Below are 15,707 nucleotides of genomic sequence, written 5' to 3'. Positions count from 1 at the left end.
CCCATGCTAAGGGCGCCAGCGTCATGGTGAACGTCTCCATCGCCCGCCGCTACGCCCGCGCCATCCTCGACGTCGCAGCGGAAGGCAACCGCACCGACGCCGTCGCCGAGCAGCTCAACGCCTTCGCCGCCGTCGTGGGCAAGAGCGCCGACCTGTCGGACGTGTTGCTCAACCCCGCCTACAGCCGCGCTCAGCGCAGCCGCGTGGTGGAGGGCCTGCTCCAGGCCATGCCCTCCCCCGCGGAGCCCGCGCTCGCCAACGCGCTGCGCCTGCTGGTGGACCGCAACCGCCTGGGCTACCTGCCCGACATCGCCCGGCTCTACCGCGACATGGCGGACGCCCGCGCGGGCCGCGTCCGGGGTCAGGTCACCAGCGCCGCCCCGCTCTCCGCGGACGCCCTCGCCCAGCTCCAGCAGTCGCTCCAGCAGCTGACCCAGCGCAACGTCGTGCTGGAGACCAGGGTGGATCCGTCGCTGCTCGGCGGTGTGGCCGCCCAGGTCGGTGGCACCCTCTACGACGGCACCCTGCGCACCCAGCTCGAGCAGATGCGCCGCGAGCTGAAGTAACCCCAACCCCCACTCCCGGTGCGGTGGACGTGCCGGGTTGTCAGGGTTGCCCGCAGTCCTAGTCAAACCTGTATTTCCCGTCGGCTCTGGGAATAGGTATACTTCTCGCCAACGCGGACAAGCCCGCGTTTTCCGAGACGACCCGCCCATGCCGCAGCCTGTGTTCCAACGGCTTCCCGGAGCCCTTCCGTCCCTGGGGGTTCCCGAGGAAACCCTGCCCTTTCTGAGTGCGTTGCTCAACGCGCCGGGTTGGGGGGTGGCGCTGGTGGACGGGGACTCCCGTCTCGTCTGGATGAACGACCTGCTGGCTTCGCTGTGCGGCCGCCCGGCGCAGCTGTGCGTGGGGCGCTTCCTGTCGGAGGCGTGGCCGGGTCTGGCGCCGCCGCTGTCGCCGCTGCTGGCGCGAGCGCAGTCCGGTGAGCGGGTGGCGGAGGAGCTGGTGTGGGGCCGCTTCGGCGAGGTGGGCACGCTGCGCCACCTGACGGTGAGCGCCATGCCGGCGGCCCCGGCGTCGGGCGTGCTCCTGCTCCTGCGGGACTCCTCCGCGCGCCTGCGCGAGGAGGCGGCGCTGCGCGCGAGCGAGGAGCACATGCGCTCCATCGTGGAGATCTCCTGCGACGGGTACTTCTTCCACGACCGCGGGCAGTTCCTGGACATCAGCCCCGGCCTGGGGCGCCTGATGGGCTATTATGAGACGGCGGAGCTGATCGGCCGGAACATCCTGGAGGTCGTGGCGCCGGAGTTCCGCGCCCCCGCGCGCGACGTGATGGACCGCGGCGTGGAGGCTCCGTACGAGCTGGCCGTGCTCCACCGCGACGGCCGCCGCATCCCCGTGGAGGTCATGGGCCGGCCGGCGACGTTCCAGGGCCGCTCGGTGCGCATGGGCGCGGTGTGGGACGTGAGCATCCGCAAGGCCGCCGAGGAGCGCCTGATGCGGATGGAGCACTTCCGCGACCAGTTCCTGGACGCGGCGGGGGACGGCTTCAAGGCCCCGCTCCAGTCGCTCCACTGCGAGGTGCTCGCCCTCCAGCACGCTCCGTCACTGCCGGAAGGGCTGACGGACCAGGTAGGACGGGTGGGCCAGGGCGTGCGCCGGGTGGAACGGCTGATCCGCCAGCTGCTGGATTTCACCCGCGCCCGGCTGTCCAACGGCCTGCCCATCCAGCCCTCCTCCATCCACCTGGGGCAGTTGGCGGAACGCGTGCTGGCGGACCGGCAGCGGGCCCACCCGGGCCGCGACCTGCGGCTCGTCACCAACGGCGACCTGAGGGGCGCCTGGGACGGCGAGCGGCTCTTCCAGTTGATGGATTCCCTGGTGGGCAACGCCCTGCACCACGGCCCCATGTCCTCATCCGTGGTGCTCCAACTGACGGGGCGCTTCGACGGCGTGACGGTGCAGGTGCACGACCCGGACTGCCGGGTGCCGCCGGAGTACCAGGGCACCCTCTTCGAGCCGTTCAAGCACCGCGCCCTGTGCTCCGCGGATGACGGGCTGGGGCTGTCGCTCTTCATCGTGCGGCAGATCGCCCTGGCCCACGGCGGGCGCATCTCCGTGGAGTCGGGGGCGGCGGACGGCACCCGCTTCATCGTGTGGCTGCCCCGCGAGGACGGCCCCTCCGTTTCCGGCGCCTGAAGCCGGGCTCGACGCCGGGCTCCCTGGGCTTGCGGGCGGGCGGGGCCCCTCACGTCCGGGCCGCCGGCTTACGTGCGCGATAAAGGGGTGCGGGGGTGGGGGAAGGCCCTGGCGCGTGGCGCGTTGCGAGAGTCCCGGTGCCCGTGATAGGGGGCCACCCGGTACATCAAGATTCGCGGCGGCCATCCCCGTTTCCTCAGGCCGCCCCCTCCGCAAGGACGCTAGACGCCCATGGAAATCCGCGCCGACGAGATCAGCAAAATCATCCGGGAGCAGATCAAGGACTACGGCAAGAAGGTCACCGTCGCCGAGACCGGCACCGTGCTGACCGTGGGCGACGGTATCGCCCGTGTGTACGGCCTGGAGGGCGCGCTCGCCGGTGAGCTGGTGGAGTTCACCAACGGCGTGCAGGGCCTGGTCCTCAACCTGGAAGAGGACAACGTCGGCGTCGCCATCATGGGTGAGTTCAAGGACATCCGCGAGGGTGACACCGTGAAGCGCACCGGGCAGATCGCCTCCGTGCCGGTGGGCAAGGGCCTGCTGGGCCGCGTGGTGAACGCGCTGGGCCAGCCGGTGGACGGCAAGGGCCCCATCGAGGCCACCGAGCACCGCCGCCTGGAGGTGAAGGCGCCCGGCATCGTGAAGCGCAAGTCCGTGCACGAGCCCCTGCAGACGGGCATCAAGGCGCTGGACGCGCTGGTGCCGGTGGGCCGCGGTCAGCGCGAGCTCATCATCGGTGACCGCCAGACGGGCAAGACGGCCGTCGCCATCGACGCCATCATCAACCAGAAGGGCCTGGGCGTTTACTGCATCTACGTCGCCATCGGGCAGAAGCAGTCCACCGTCGCGCAGGTGGTGGAGAAGCTGACCCGCTACGGCGCCATGGAGTACACGGTGGTGGTCGCGGCGAACGCGTCCGACCCGGCGCCCATGCAGTACTTCGCGCCGTACGCGGGTGTCGCCATCGGCGAGTACTTCCGCGACAACAAGATGCACGGCCTCATCGTGTACGACGACCTCTCCAAGCAGGCCGTGGCGTACCGCCAGCTGTCCCTGCTCCTGCGCCGCCCGCCGGGCCGCGAGGCGTACCCGGGCGACGTGTTCTACATCCACAGCCGCCTGCTGGAGCGCGCCGCCAAGCTGTCCGACGAGGAGGGCGCGGGCTCCCTCACTGCGCTGCCCATCATCGAGACGCAGGCGGGTGACGTGTCCGCCTACATCCCGACGAACGTCATCTCCATCACCGACGGGCAGATCTTCCTGGAGACGGACCTGTTCTTCTCCGGCGTCCGTCCGGCCATCAACGTGGGCCTCTCCGTGTCGCGCGTGGGTTCCGCGGCGCAGATCAAGGCCATGAAGCAGGTCGCGGGCTCCATGAAGCTGGAGCTGGCGCAGTACCGCGAGCTGGCCGCCTTCGCCCAGTTCGGCTCCGACCTGGACAAGGCCACGCAGGAGACGCTGGCGCGCGGCGCCCGCATGGTGGAGCTGCTCAAGCAGGGCCAGTACGAGCCGCTCTCCGTCGAGCGTCAGGTCATCCAGATCTACGCCGCGACCAACAAGGACGACGCCGGCAAGCGCGGGTGGATCCGCCAGGTGCCGGTGGGTGACGTGGTCCGCTGGATGAAGGAGATGCTGGAGTTCGTGGACAGCAAGTACCCGAACATCGTTCAGGACCTGGTCGCCAAGCGCGAGCTGACCGCCGACATCAAGGCGAACATCAACAAGGCGTTCACCGAGTTCAACGACCTGTTCCAGGCGACCCCGGGCGCCAAGGTCTAGTTTCGCGCCCCACGCGCGGTGCCTTGACGGACAGCCCCGCCCTCCCTTCCGAAGGGAGGCGGGGCTTTTCGTTTGCCCGGGGGAAGGCGGCCCTTCAGCGCAGCCGGGGCAGGATGGCGCGCAGGCTCTTGTCCGCGCTGCCACGCGCGCCCAGGCGCTGCACGGCGGCGCGCTCGTAGGGCATCACGTTGGCGCGCTCCACCAGCTGCACGTGCGCGCCCAGCGCGGCGGGCATGGCCAGGTCCAGCTCGAAGATGTCGCCCGCGACGAGCGTGGACTCCGGGCCCGTGTGCGTGGCGTCCCAGATGCGCTTGAGCGCGGAGAAGTAGCGCCCGCGGCGCAGGTACACCGGCCGGCCCAGCACGCCGTCCAGGTGGAGCGCGTCCGGCAGCGCGTCGAAGCGCGCGTCCTTCGGCTCCGTGTCCTCCAACTGGAACTTGCGCGCGTCGCCGAAGACCTTCAGCCGCTCGCGGCCCTTGGGGGCCAGCTTGTCCAGCTTCGCCTCCACCAGCTCCGTGTGCGCGTTCGTCACCACCGACACGGGCAGGCCCGTGGCGAGCAGCGCCTCCAGCACCTCCTTCGCCTCCGCCTTGAAGGCCGTGGCCGAGTGCCGGTACGCCTCCCGGTACAGCGCCTGCACCGTGTCCGTGCGCAGCGCTTCGTCGTCGCCCTTGCCGAAGCGCTTGAGCAGCCGGTGCGCGGTGCAGGTGGCCGTCAGGTAGGGGTCCGCGGTGGCCGGCGCCACGATGCGCCCCGCGACCTCCCAGCCGTACTGGTCCACGCCCTCATGCAGCGCGGCGACCTCCTCCGCCCACGCCTGGGACGCGTCCTGCCCCAGCACTCCGTACAGCGCGTCCTGGAAGTGCCTGAGGAAGGGCTCGCCCTCCGCCAGCACGTCCGTGAAGGTCCCATCGAAGTCCAGCACCACGCACGCGATTCCCATCCACCTATCCTTCTTGCAGCCCGGCCGCTTCGAAGCGCGGCCGTGAACGAAAGCCCCGAATGACGCCCCGTCGGCCGCTCCGAATCAAGCCCCCTGCCCTGCCTCCGGGTGGAGGCCGGTGCCAACTCCCGGAAAGCCGGATGGAACCCGGGTCGGGTGGTGCCGTTCCCCCGGCGCCCCCACCGTAGAGCCTCCCGCGGGGGAGGGGGCTCCGCGCCCATGTCCGAGCCGACTGGCACCTTTCTGGCGGAGTCCACACCCGTGCCGCAGGAGTGGCTGCGCACGGTGTTGCATCTGCTGCCGGTGGGGGTGGTCATCGTGGACACTGCGGGCCGCCTGCTCGCGGCCAACGCCGCCGCGAGCGCGCTGTGGGGCCAGGCCGCGCTGACGCGGATGCAGCTGGAGCGCTTTGGCACCTTCGAGGCGTACTGGCCCGGCACGGGCAGGCGCCTGCGCGGCGAGGAGTGGGCCGTGGCGCGCACGCTGCGCACCCGGCAGACCGTCTCCAACGAGGAGGTGGACATCGTCGGGAAGGACGGCGCGCGCCGCACCATCCTCAACTCCTCGGCGCCGCTGTACTCGGCGGAGAGCGGGCTGGTGGGCGCGGTGAACATCAACGTGGACATCACCGAGCGCAAGTCCACCGAGCGCGCGGAGTTCTTCGTCAGCGAGGCGAGCCGGCTGCTCGCCGAGTCCCTGGACTGGGAGACGACGCTCAAGGCCGTGGCGCGGCTGGCCACGCTGGAGTGGGCGGACTACTGCATGGTGGACGTGCTGGGACCGGACGGTGCGCTGCACCGGCTCGCGCTCAGCGCGAGGGACCCGCGGAAGCAGCCGCTGCTGGACCAGACCCTGCCCTTCCCGCCGAAGGCCGGCTCGGACACGCCGCTCGGCCGGGCATTCGCGCGGGGCAAGCCCGTGCTCGTCGCGGACATCACGCCCGGCTGGCTGGACGCGGTGTCCCTCTCGCCCGAGCACCGCCAGTTGCTGGAGGCGCTGGCGCCGCGCTCGTCCATGCTTCTGCCCCTGGCGGTGGGCCGGCGCCGCTTCGGCATCATCAACCTGGTCTCCGCGTCGCCCGCGCGCCGCTACACGAAGCGGGACATGGGCTACGCCACGGAGTTCGCGCGCCGCGCCGCCCTGGCGGTGGAGAGCGCCCGGCTGTACCGCGAGGCCCGCGAGGCCCTGCGCGAGCGCGACGCCTCCGCGGCCATGCTGGAGTCCTTCTTCGCCGCGTCGCCGGTGGGCATGGGCTTCGTGAACCAGGACCTGCGCTACGTGCAGCTCAACAAGGTCATCGCGGAGAACAACGGCATCCCCCTGGAGAAGCACCTGGGCCTCACGCCCCGCGAGCTGATGGGCCCGGCGGGCGGCCCCATCGAGGACCTCTTGCGCCAGGTGCTGGAGTCGGAGGTGGCCGTGGTGGACGACCCGGTGGAGTACGTCGTGGGCCCGGAGCCGCGCACCTTCCTGGCCACGTACTTCCCCGTGCGCTCCGGCATGGAGCTCCTGGGCGTGGGCGGCGTGGTGCGCGAAATCACCGAGCAGCGCCGCATGGAGACCCACCTGCGCTTCCTCACGGACGCCACCACCCGGCTGGCCACGTCCCTGGACTGGCGCACCACCGTGCGCAACGTGGCGGAGCTGGTGGTGGCGCAGATGGCGGACTACTGCCTGGTGGACATGCTGGGCGAGGACGGCCAGCACCTGGAGCGCGTGGAGCGCCGCGCCGTCGACGACCGGCTCCAGGCCCAGTTGGAGAAGTCCATGCCCTACGCGCCGCAACCCGGCACCCACACCCTGCTGCGCAAGGTGCTGGAGACGGGGCGCTCGGAGCTGGTGGCGGAGGTGGACGAAGACGCCATGCGCGCCTTCGCCGTCAACGACGTGCACCGGGAGGTCCTGGAAGGGCTGAGCCCGCGCTCGGTGATGATCGTCCCGCTGATGGCGCGCGGGCGCACGCTGGGCATCGTGAGCGCGGCGACGTGCTCGCCCACGCGGCGCTTCAACACGCGGGACCTGTCGCAGCTGGAGGACCTGGCCTGGCGCGCGGCGCTGGCCGTGGACAACGCGCGGCTGTACCGGCAGGCGGAGCAGGCCGTGGCCGCGCGCGACGAGTTCGTGGCGGTGGCGACGCACGAACTGCGCACGCCCCTGTCCGCGCTGCACCTGCAGCTATCGTCACTGCAGCGCACGGTGGACAAGCTCGCGTCGGATGAATCCGAGCGGCTGGGCCAGGGGCTGTCGGGGGCGCTCCGGCAGGCGGACCGGCTGACGCGGCTGGTGGCGCACCTGTTCGACGTGGCGCGGCTGGGCACGGGGCAGATGGCGCTGGAATTGGGCGCGGTGGAGCTGTCCTCGCTGGTGCACGCGCTGGTGGCGCGGATGGAGGATGCGCTGGCCACCGCGGGCTGCGTGGCGGTGGTGCACGCGGACCAGCCGGTGGTGGCGCTGGCGGACCGGCCGCGCGTGGAGCAGGTGCTGATGAACCTGCTCACCAACGCGATGAAGTACGCGCCCGGCCTGCCGGTGGAGCTGTACGTGGAGCGCGACGGGGAGAAGGCCATCATCGCCGTGCGCGACTGGGGCCCCGGCATTCCCCCGGAGGCACGCGAGCGCATCTTCGAGCGCTTCACGCGCAACAGCGGCGAGCACGCGCGCGCGAGCCTGGGCCTGGGCCTCTACATCTCCCGGCAGCTCGCCCGCGCGCACGGCGGCGACCTGTTCGTGGAGACGCCGCCGGAGGGAGGGCCCGGTTCGCGCTTCGTGCTGTACCTGCCCCGCTGGAAGAAACCGTCCGGGGCGGCCCCCGGCTGAAGCAGGCAGGCGGTGTCGCACGGCGCCACCTTGCCGCCCACACCCGGGGGGCCATTACCCTTCAGGGCCATGGACGACGCGCGAACGACAGCAGCGCTCGGACGCTGGCGGTGGCTGCCCTGGGGGCTGCTGGCCGTCGCAGTGGCGGTGGCCTCCACGGGCGCGTGGCTGGGCTCGCGCTCGCTCCACGCGCTGGAGGCCCGGAGCGCGCAGCTGGAGCACGAAGCCACCGAGTCGGAGACCCACGTCGCGCAATTGCAGACGCTGCGGCAGGCCATGGAGCAGCGGCTGCGCGCGCTGGAGCGTCAACAGCAGGCGCAGGAGTGGGGCGGTGCCGCGGCGGAGCTCCAGGCGAAGAGCGCGGAGGCGCAGCACACGCGGCGCGAGGCGGCGCTCGAGACGCTGGGCAGGACGCTGAAGGACGCGCTCCAGGCGGGCGACGTGGCCGTGGCGCTGGAGGACGACGCCCTGCGCGTGGAGGTGTCCGAGCGGATCCTCTTCGCGCCCGCCACGACGTCGCTCACGCCGGAGGGCGCTGGCGTGTTGAAGCAGGCCGCGGCGGTGTTCCGGGGTCCGCTCGCCGACCACCGCGTCGCGGTGGAGGCCCACACCGACGAGGTGCTCCCCGCCGCGCCCGGGAGTCCCGCCACCACCGCGTGGGAGCTGTCCGCCGCGCGGGCCGTGGTGGTGGTGCGGCAGCTGGGCGAGCGCGAGGGCCTGGCTCCGGAGCGCCTGAGCGCCACGGGCCACGCCGCGTACCGGCCGCTGGTGCCCAACGACAGCCCGCCCCACCGCGCCAGCAACCGGCGCGTCACGCTGCGGCTGTCCCCCACGCCGGTGACGCCGGAGAGCGCGGCCGTGGCCCGCACGGAGCCGCCGCCGCGGCCCATGAAGCGCCAGGCGAAGGCCAAGGCGAAGAAGACGGCGCAGCGCTGACGCACGGGACGCGGAGTGAATAGAACGCCTGGCTGCCCGTCCAGGGGTGCAGAGGGTTTCCACCTCGCCCCTGCCTCGGAGCCTCCCGTGTCCGCCTTCCGCCCCGCGCTGTGCTCCGCCTTCGCCGCCGGCCTCCTCCTGGCCGCGTCTCCCGCCGAGGCTCGCTTCGGCAAGAAGTCCCCGGACACGGCCGAGAACAAGAAGGAGGACAAGAAGCGCGACGACAAGGGCTCCAAGGTCCACGCCGCCACGCCCGTCCGCTCCGGCTCGCGCAACGTAGTCTCCAGCCGCCCGCCCCCGCGCGACCGGCCCTCGTACTCCGCTCACGTCCACGGTGACGCCATCGTGGCGGCCGCGGAGTTGCTGACCGTCGCCGTGGAGGCCTCCAGCCCGCGGCCCAGCATGGCCGTCCGCGAGCAGCGCGACGTCCAGCCGCTCACCCTGCGCGCGGGCCTCAACGTGGGCGCCCTGGGCGGCGGCGTCGCCGGGGACGCGTTCCTGGGCATCGAGGGTGAGACGCTGGGCATCGCCGTGCAGGGCACGCAGCTGGTGCTGCCCACCGACGACGGCACGCGCGGCACGGACGACATCCGCCTGGCGACCATGCACCTCACCTATGCGCCCGTGTCCACCGACCGCGTGCGCTGGCGCCTCGAGGGCGGTCTCTCCACCGCCCACGCGCCGGACGTCTTCTTCGTGGGCCCCAGCCTCGCCACGTCCCTGGAGGTCTGCGTGGCGGGCCCGCTGGACCTGGAGGCGCGCGTGCAGGGCACGGCCGGCACCTACCGGCAGCTGGACGCGAGCGCCGGCATCGCGCTGCACCTGGGCGCCCTCAACCTGCGCGGCGGCGTGCGTGGCCTCATCCTGGACGACGCGGGCCGGGTGGACGGCATCCAGCACGTGGACAGCTTCGTGGGCCCCTACGCCGGCGCCGGCCTGGCCTTCTGAAGCACCCGCATGTCCGGGGGTGTACATGCCCCCTTCCGGACACCGCCCCCCATCCCCGGGGCCCTGGTTTCACCTGGGGTGATGAGGGTTGAATATTCCGGGCGAGCAGGCGTCCACATGCCGCGGCCCATCCCGTGGGCCCATGAAGAGGAGAGGTCGCCGTGGGCTTCTGGAAGACGCTGTGCGCCGCGCTCGCTGTCGCCGTCCTGCTGGGGTCCGCGCCCGCCGAGGCCCGCTTCGGCAAGCGCTCCAAGCCGAACAGCTCCGACTCCAAGGACTCCGACGACAAGGACGGCAAGAAGGAGCACCGCGCCACCCCGGTGGGCCGCTCCTCGGACGCGCCGGTGCGCTCCAGCGTGCGCTCCTCCGGCGTCGGCGTCGGCTGGTTCGACGTCCTCTTCATCGCCGGCCCGTCCAGCTACCACCGCCGCGCGCGCGCGGAGGTGCCCCGCGGCCAGCGCGCGCCCCGGCCCGCGCCGCTCGTGCACCTGAACGTGCAGGGCAACAGCTTCGGCGACGTGGGCGGCGCGCTGGACCTCTTCATGGCCCTGGACGGTCAGCGCTGGGGCATGGACGCGCGTGTGAGCGGCATCGCGCTGGAGGCGGATGACGGCTCGGCGGGCACGGACCGGCTGACGCTGCTGGACGCGCACCTGACCATCTCGCCGTGGTCCACCGAGCGCGGCCGCTTCCGCATGGAGGCCGGCATCGCCAGCGCGCACGCGCCGGACGCCATCTTCGTGGGCCCCAGCCTCGCCGCGTCGCTGGCGGCGTGCCTGGGCCCGTCGCCCTTCGACGTGGAGGCGCGCATCCAGGTGGTGCCCTTCCCGCACCGCCAGGTGGACATGCAGGCCGGCCTGGCGCTGCACCTGGGCGCCCTCAACCTGCGCGGCGGCTGGCGCACCCTGTACCTCAGCGACGGCGGCCACCTGGACGGCGTGGTGCACGCGGACCACTTCACCGGCCCCTACCTGGGCCTGGGCCTGTCGTTCTGAAGGCCGGAAGGCTGAAGTAAAAACTCCCGGGTCCCCGTACCGTGCGGGCCCCGGGAGTCTTCGCGTCGGGGCTACTCCTCCGACGACGCCGCGTAGGACGTCGGGGTGGTGTCCGCCCCGGAGCCGTTGGACGCGCCCGCGCGCTTCATGCGCCGCTTGGGCGGCGGGGCCAGCTTGGGCTCCATGCTGAAGACGCGCCCGTAGATTTCAGGCGTGTTGATGTTCACGATGACGCCGGGGTCCTTCACGTTCAGGCGGCGCGGGTTGATCACCTTGAGCGCCGCCTCCAGGTCCTCGCCCTCCGCCTCGAAGAGCTTGCGCGCAGCGCCCTTCGACAGCACCACCGGCCAGCCCGTGGCGTTGTCGTACTCCGGCCGCAGCGCCATGACGCCGTCGGTGCCGCCGCGCTCCATGTCCTTGAGCATGGACTTCACGGTGGTGACGCGCAGGGCCGGCATGTCCACCGGATGCACCAGCACCACGTCAGCGTCCTCGGCCATGGCCGCCTCCAACCCGGCCTTCACCGACGCCAGCAGGCTCTTCTCCCAGTCCCTGCTCGTCACCAGCTCCAGGCTCGGGTGCTGCTCGCGCACCGCGTCCTCGTCGCTGCCCACCACGCCCAGCACCCCGCACCCCGCCTTTCCGAAGGTGGACGCCAACGACTGAAGGAAGCTCTTGCCCCCTTCATGCTCGATGAGCGCCTTGGGGTGGGACATCCGCCGGGCCTTGCCCGCCGCCAGGATGATCGCCACTGCCTTCATGACCCGCCTCCTCGCCCTCGACGGAAAGCCGGGGGCACCGCCAACAGGCTGTTGACCTCCTTCCGGGATTGCAGCCCGCCCGCCAGTACGAGTCGTCAGACAGCCGCCAGTCACACGAGGAGGTGTTCGCTGCCAGCCCTTTGGGCAAGGGCGGGTGTCCACCAGCGGTCAGCCGGACTGGCCAGGGGGCTTCCCCTCCCCGGCGCCGGATGGGCGCCGACAGGCCCTTCAGTGCAGCCAGCCACTGGAGGCCGCCAGCCGCAGCGGGGCGGCCGTCTCCACGGTCGTTTCTTCCGGCGCCGCCAGCGCCTTCACGGTCAGAATTTCAGCCAGCCGGGCCAGCGGGCGGCGGCGGGCCACGCGGTGCAGCTCGTCCTCCGTCACCTCGCCCAGCAGGTCGCCCCCACGCCCCTCCACCACGGGCAGCACGTGCACGCCGTGGCGGTACATCTGCTGGAGCGCTCCCAGGACGGTGTCCTCCGGGAACAGGTTGATGGCGCGGGAGAGGAGGTTCTGGAACTCAGGGCTGCGGCACATCGACACGTGAGGCCTCCGGTGCTCGGCGTTCGGGCGCCGTGTGCCGGAAGGCCTTAGCAATCCGCTTGCCGACGCCCGCGCGAGGGGGGCCGGAGCTTCTCCAGGGCCCCTTGGCGGATCCGCCTGTCCGCCCTATTTCTTCGGCGCGGGCTTCACCGACTCCACCATCTTGCGGAAGCCCTTCTCCGCGCCGTTCACCGTCTTCTCCGGCCCGGTGAGCTTGTAGAAGATGGCGCCCTCCGGCCCCTCCACGATGGCGCCGCGCAGCTTGAAGTGCGGCTTGGGCGTGGAAGGCCCCATCATGGGACCGCCGCCCGCGTACGTGCCCTTCACCTCCACCGTGGTGACGGGCAGCCCGTTCACCTTCTCCTGCTTCGTCTTCGCGTCCTTGTCCTCCAGGGGCTTGCCGTCGGGCTTCTGGAACTGCGCCACCCAGCGCTTCACGTTCGCGTCCACCGCGCCGCCCTGTCCCTGCCCGAAGTAGAAGACAGCCAGCTCCGCGTCTTCCGCGTCCCCCTTCGCGGCGGGCACCTTGTACGTCGCCGCGCGCATCGGCCGGGGAGGCTGGGCGGCCCACTCCGGCGGCGCGCTCCACGTCAGGCCTCCGGCCTCCTCCGCGCTCGCGCTCATCGCCACGGTCATCGCCAACACAGTCAGCAGTCGTTTCATGGGCGGCAGCGTATCCGCGTTCCTCCGCGCGTCACGCCCCTCGCGCCGCGCACGCCGCGTGAGACGTCCACCTGCGTGCACGCGCGGAAACCCCATAGCTGACTCGGCGCGTCAATCCCTCTCACTTTGTGACCGGGGGAGGGCGTGCTAGTCACTGACGTGTTTCCAGCAGTTCACCTTGGGCTGGAGGGGATTCCCACCATGAAGAAACAGTTGTTCCTCGGGGCCATGGCCCTGGGAGCCGTCGCCTGCACGCCGGAGATTGCGCAGGAGGCTCCGAATCTGAACGTCGGCCTGGCGGAGTTCGACCCCTCGGCGTCTCCCGCCGTGGTTCCCTCCCCCAACGACCTGGCCATCAACCAGCAGACGAAGCGGGTGCAGGCGCCCATCAACCCGGCGGCGTCCGCGGCGGAGCAGGAGTTCACGCGCGACTACCTGAACTCGCTCAACGGCTTCCCCACGTCCGCCATCGCGAACACCAAGATCAAGGACCTGGATCCGAGCTCGGTGAGCCCGAAGACGGTCATCTTCATCGACATGTACGCGGGCACGCCGCTGGCGACGAAGCCGGTGACGCCGACCCTCGCGTACAACGAGGACACGGACCTCCTCAACATCATCCCCCCGGTGGACCTGAACACGGGCCTGCCGGCGTGGCCGAAGGGCTCGCGCTACGCGGTGGCGCTGGTCGGCGGTGAGAACGGCCTGAAGACGACCTCCGGCCAGTCCATCATCGGATCCGCCACGTGGGCCTTCATCAACTCCGACAAGTCGCTGGTCACCTGCGACGACCTGACGTCGCCGGACTGCGGCCCGGCCACGGAGCTCATCCCCTCCACGGAGACGGACCCGGCCAAGCGCCTGGCGGACCAGACCGCCAAGTCGCTGCAGTTGGAGCAGCTGCGCCTGGGCTACAAGCAGATCTTCGACAAGGCCCTGGCCCCGCAGGGGTTCAAGCGTGAGGACATCGTCCTCATCTGGACCTTCAGCATCCTCAACCAGCCGGAGGCCACCATCAACCTGGCGGCCAACGAGCGGCTGCCGCTGATCGTCCCCTTCCCCAACAACCTGATTCGCAAGGCGGACGGCACCCTGGACTTCCCGGTCCCGGCGACGCCGGGCCTGCAGCAGGACCTGTTCACGGGCCTCAACACCCTGGACGGCTTCTCCACCACGGGCGCCACCGTCGCGGAGAACGGCGATGATCACGGCGTGCTGGACGGCACCATGTACCGCGTGGCCGCGGACGGCCCCGCCCCCAAGGTGGATCCGGCGTCGCTCGCCGATGGCGTGAAGTTCTTCAAGGTCACCAACCAGGACAAGGGCACCCAGCCGGACGTGGTGACCTGCCTGGTGAACAACGCCGGTGACTGCGGCACCAGCGTGGGCGCCGAAGGCATCGTCCCCGTGCCCCAGCAGCTGCAGATCATCCCGAAGGCTCCGCTGGATGGCGCCACCGAGTACGGCGCGGTGCTGACCACGGACCTGAAGGACATGGATGGCCGCAACGTGGCTCCGTCCACGGCCTTCGCGCTGCTGCGCCTGGCCAACCCGGTGTACGACGAGGCCACCAAGAAGAGCACCATCTCCTCCGTGCCGGACGGGCTCGCCTTCCTGCTGGAGCCGCGGCGCAAGCTGCTCAAGCCCTACTTCGACAAGGTGGCGGCGCCGGTCAAGGACGGCGGCCTGGGCATCCCGCGCTCGAAGATCGCGCTCGGATGGAACTTCACCACCCAGAGCACCACGTCCGTCCTGCAGCAGCTGTACACGCTGCCCGGCGGCGTGTTCGGGACGCCCGCGGCGCCCACCTCCATCTTCCCCATCACGTCGCAGGTGAAGGCGGCGATGGCGGGGGCCGGGTTCGCGTCCGCCAACGTCAACGCGGTCTACGAGGTGCGGGCCAACACGCCGTTGCTGCTCACGGGCCCCTTCGGCACGCTGAACCCCGGCGCGAAGCGCGACACGCGCTACCCGTTCATGCTGTTCATGCCGACCGGCACGATGCCCGAGGGTGGCTGGCCGGTGGCGGTGTTCGGCCACGGACTGACCAGCAACCGCACCGCGGTGCTCGGCGTGGCCAACTCGCTGAACGCCGCGGGCTACGCGGTGGCCGCGATGGACGCCGTCTACCACGGTGAGCGCACCAGCTGCGTGGGCGCCGCCGCGGTGCTCCCCACGCCGAACCCGGCGGGCGACTCCGCCGCGTGCGCCAACCCCGCCGCCCAGCGCTGCGAGGACAACGCCGCCAGCCCGTCCTACGGCCGCTGCGTGGCGCGCACGGACGCGGCCCGCGCGGACTGCAGCCCCGGTGCGCTCCCGGCGGGCGTGCCTGCGGACGTGTACTGCTCCAACCTCGTCTCCCCGTCGCAGGGCCAGTGCATGGCGGACAACAAGTGCGAGGGCGGCGACTTCCTGCGCAACGCCCAGGGCATCCCGTCCATCTCCGGCTGGAACTTCCTGAACCTGGGCAACCTGTTCACCACGCGCGACAACTTCCGCCACCACGTGGTGGACTTCAGCCAGTTCCTGCGCGTGCTGGCCAGCCAGGAGCTGTCCGACGCCGTGGGCGGCCTGAACGCGGCCCAGGTGGACTACGTGGGCCAGAGCCTCGGCGGCATCATGGGCACCATGTCCACCGCGGTGTCCCCGCGCGTGCGCCGCTCGGTGCTCAACGTGGCCGGTGGCAACCTGGCCGGCGTGCTGCTGACGGCGCCCGCCTTCGAGACGCAGCGCACCGCGTTCCTGCTCCAGCTGTCCCAGGCGGGCATCAAGCCGGGCATGCGTCAGTTCGACACGTTCATCAGCCTGGTGAACACCATCCTGGACCCGGCGGACGCGCGCAACTACGCGTACCTGCTGGAGAACAACGTGGCGGCCAGCACGAACGCCGCCGAGCACCGCGCGTTCATCCAGTACATCGAGGGCGATACTGTCATCCCGAACGCGAACACGGTGGCGCTGATCAACGCGGCCAACCGCAAGGACGCGCCCCGCACGGTGGCTTCGTACATGTTCCCCGTGTCGGAGTCGCCGGCGGGTCACAGCTTCCTGGTCTACAGCGCGAACGCCCAGAATCAGGCCGTCGCGTTCCTGAAGACCGGCGCCCAGCCCCAGTAACGCGAA

12 protein-coding genes are annotated in these 15,707 nt (G+C 71.4%); 8 read left to right on the top strand and 4 right to left on the bottom strand.

The features are described from left to right. Positions 1-23 precede the first annotated feature (23 nt). The 3 genes from atpH (at position 24) to atpA (ending at position 3,978) form a co-directional block, all read left to right on the top strand. On the top strand, positions 24-566 hold the full coding sequence (atpH, locus tag D7X30_RS36165; RefSeq protein WP_120567529.1) for an ATP synthase F1 subunit delta: 543 nt from the start codon (positions 24-26) through the stop codon (positions 564-566). A gap of 148 nt (positions 567-714) precedes the next feature. After that, the gene (locus D7X30_RS36160; protein ID WP_120567528.1) at positions 715-2,199 is read left to right on the top strand and encodes a PAS domain S-box protein; all 1,485 of its coding nucleotides are present in this window, start codon (positions 715-717) and stop codon (positions 2,197-2,199) included. 231 nt (positions 2,200-2,430) lie between these two features. After that, positions 2,431-3,978 carry a F0F1 ATP synthase subunit alpha gene (gene atpA / locus D7X30_RS36155; RefSeq protein WP_120567527.1) on the top strand — a complete coding sequence of 516 codons (1,548 nt, stop codon included), beginning with the start codon at positions 2,431-2,433 and terminating at the stop codon, positions 3,976-3,978. 94 nt (positions 3,979-4,072) lie between these two features. Here the strand turns inward: atpA and D7X30_RS36150 are convergent, their stop codons facing one another. Further along, positions 4,073-4,921, bottom strand: coding sequence for an HAD family hydrolase (locus D7X30_RS36150; protein WP_120567526.1), 849 nt, complete (start codon positions 4,919-4,921; stop codon positions 4,073-4,075). Between the two features lie 219 nt (positions 4,922-5,140). Here D7X30_RS36150 and D7X30_RS36145 point away from each other — a divergent pair, with 219 nt between their 5' ends. The 4 genes from D7X30_RS36145 to D7X30_RS36130 all read left to right on the top strand — a co-directional run bounded on the left by D7X30_RS36145 (position 5,141) and on the right by D7X30_RS36130 (position 10,617). After that, positions 5,141-7,738, top strand: coding sequence for a PAS domain-containing protein (locus D7X30_RS36145; RefSeq protein WP_120567525.1), 2,598 nt, complete (start codon positions 5,141-5,143; stop codon positions 7,736-7,738). A 69-nt stretch (positions 7,739-7,807) separates the two neighbouring features. Continuing rightward, positions 7,808-8,674, top strand: a complete 867-nt coding sequence (locus D7X30_RS36140) for an OmpA family protein (protein WP_147443405.1) — start codon at positions 7,808-7,810, stop codon at positions 8,672-8,674. Between the two features lie 87 nt (positions 8,675-8,761). Next, positions 8,762-9,622, top strand: coding sequence for a hypothetical protein (locus tag D7X30_RS36135; protein WP_120567523.1), 861 nt, complete (start codon positions 8,762-8,764; stop codon positions 9,620-9,622). A 161-nt stretch (positions 9,623-9,783) separates the two neighbouring features. After that, positions 9,784-10,617: a hypothetical protein gene (locus D7X30_RS36130; RefSeq protein WP_120567522.1), complete on the top strand. Its 834-nt coding sequence runs from the start codon at positions 9,784-9,786 to the stop codon at positions 10,615-10,617. A 71-nt stretch (positions 10,618-10,688) separates the two neighbouring features. On the opposite strand, the gene D7X30_RS36125 is transcribed toward D7X30_RS36130, so the two are convergent. From D7X30_RS36125 to D7X30_RS36115, 3 genes are all read right to left on the bottom strand, one after another. Then, positions 10,689-11,378 carry an NTP transferase domain-containing protein gene (locus D7X30_RS36125; protein ID WP_120567521.1) on the bottom strand — a complete coding sequence of 230 codons (690 nt, stop codon included), beginning with the start codon at positions 11,376-11,378 and terminating at the stop codon, positions 10,689-10,691. Between the two features lie 228 nt (positions 11,379-11,606). Next, on the bottom strand, positions 11,607-11,915 hold the full coding sequence (locus tag D7X30_RS36120) for a CBS domain-containing protein (RefSeq protein ID WP_120567520.1): 309 nt from the start codon (positions 11,913-11,915) through the stop codon (positions 11,607-11,609). Positions 11,916-12,047: 132 nt separating this feature from the next. Continuing rightward, entirely contained in the window at positions 12,048-12,584 is a 537-nt protein-coding gene (locus D7X30_RS36115) for a hypothetical protein (RefSeq protein ID WP_199724645.1), read from the bottom strand. A 201-nt stretch (positions 12,585-12,785) separates the two neighbouring features. Between D7X30_RS36115 and D7X30_RS36110 the strand changes: the two genes are divergently transcribed. Next, the gene (locus tag D7X30_RS36110) at positions 12,786-15,701 is read left to right on the top strand and encodes a hypothetical protein (RefSeq protein ID WP_120567518.1); all 2,916 of its coding nucleotides are present in this window, start codon (positions 12,786-12,788) and stop codon (positions 15,699-15,701) included. Positions 15,702-15,707: the final 6 nt, after the last annotated feature.

It is taken from the genome of Corallococcus sp. AB011P, assembly GCF_003611605.1.
Classification (GTDB): domain Bacteria; phylum Myxococcota; class Myxococcia; order Myxococcales; family Myxococcaceae; genus Corallococcus; species Corallococcus coralloides.
This window is presented reverse-complemented; position numbering and strand designations above follow the sequence as displayed.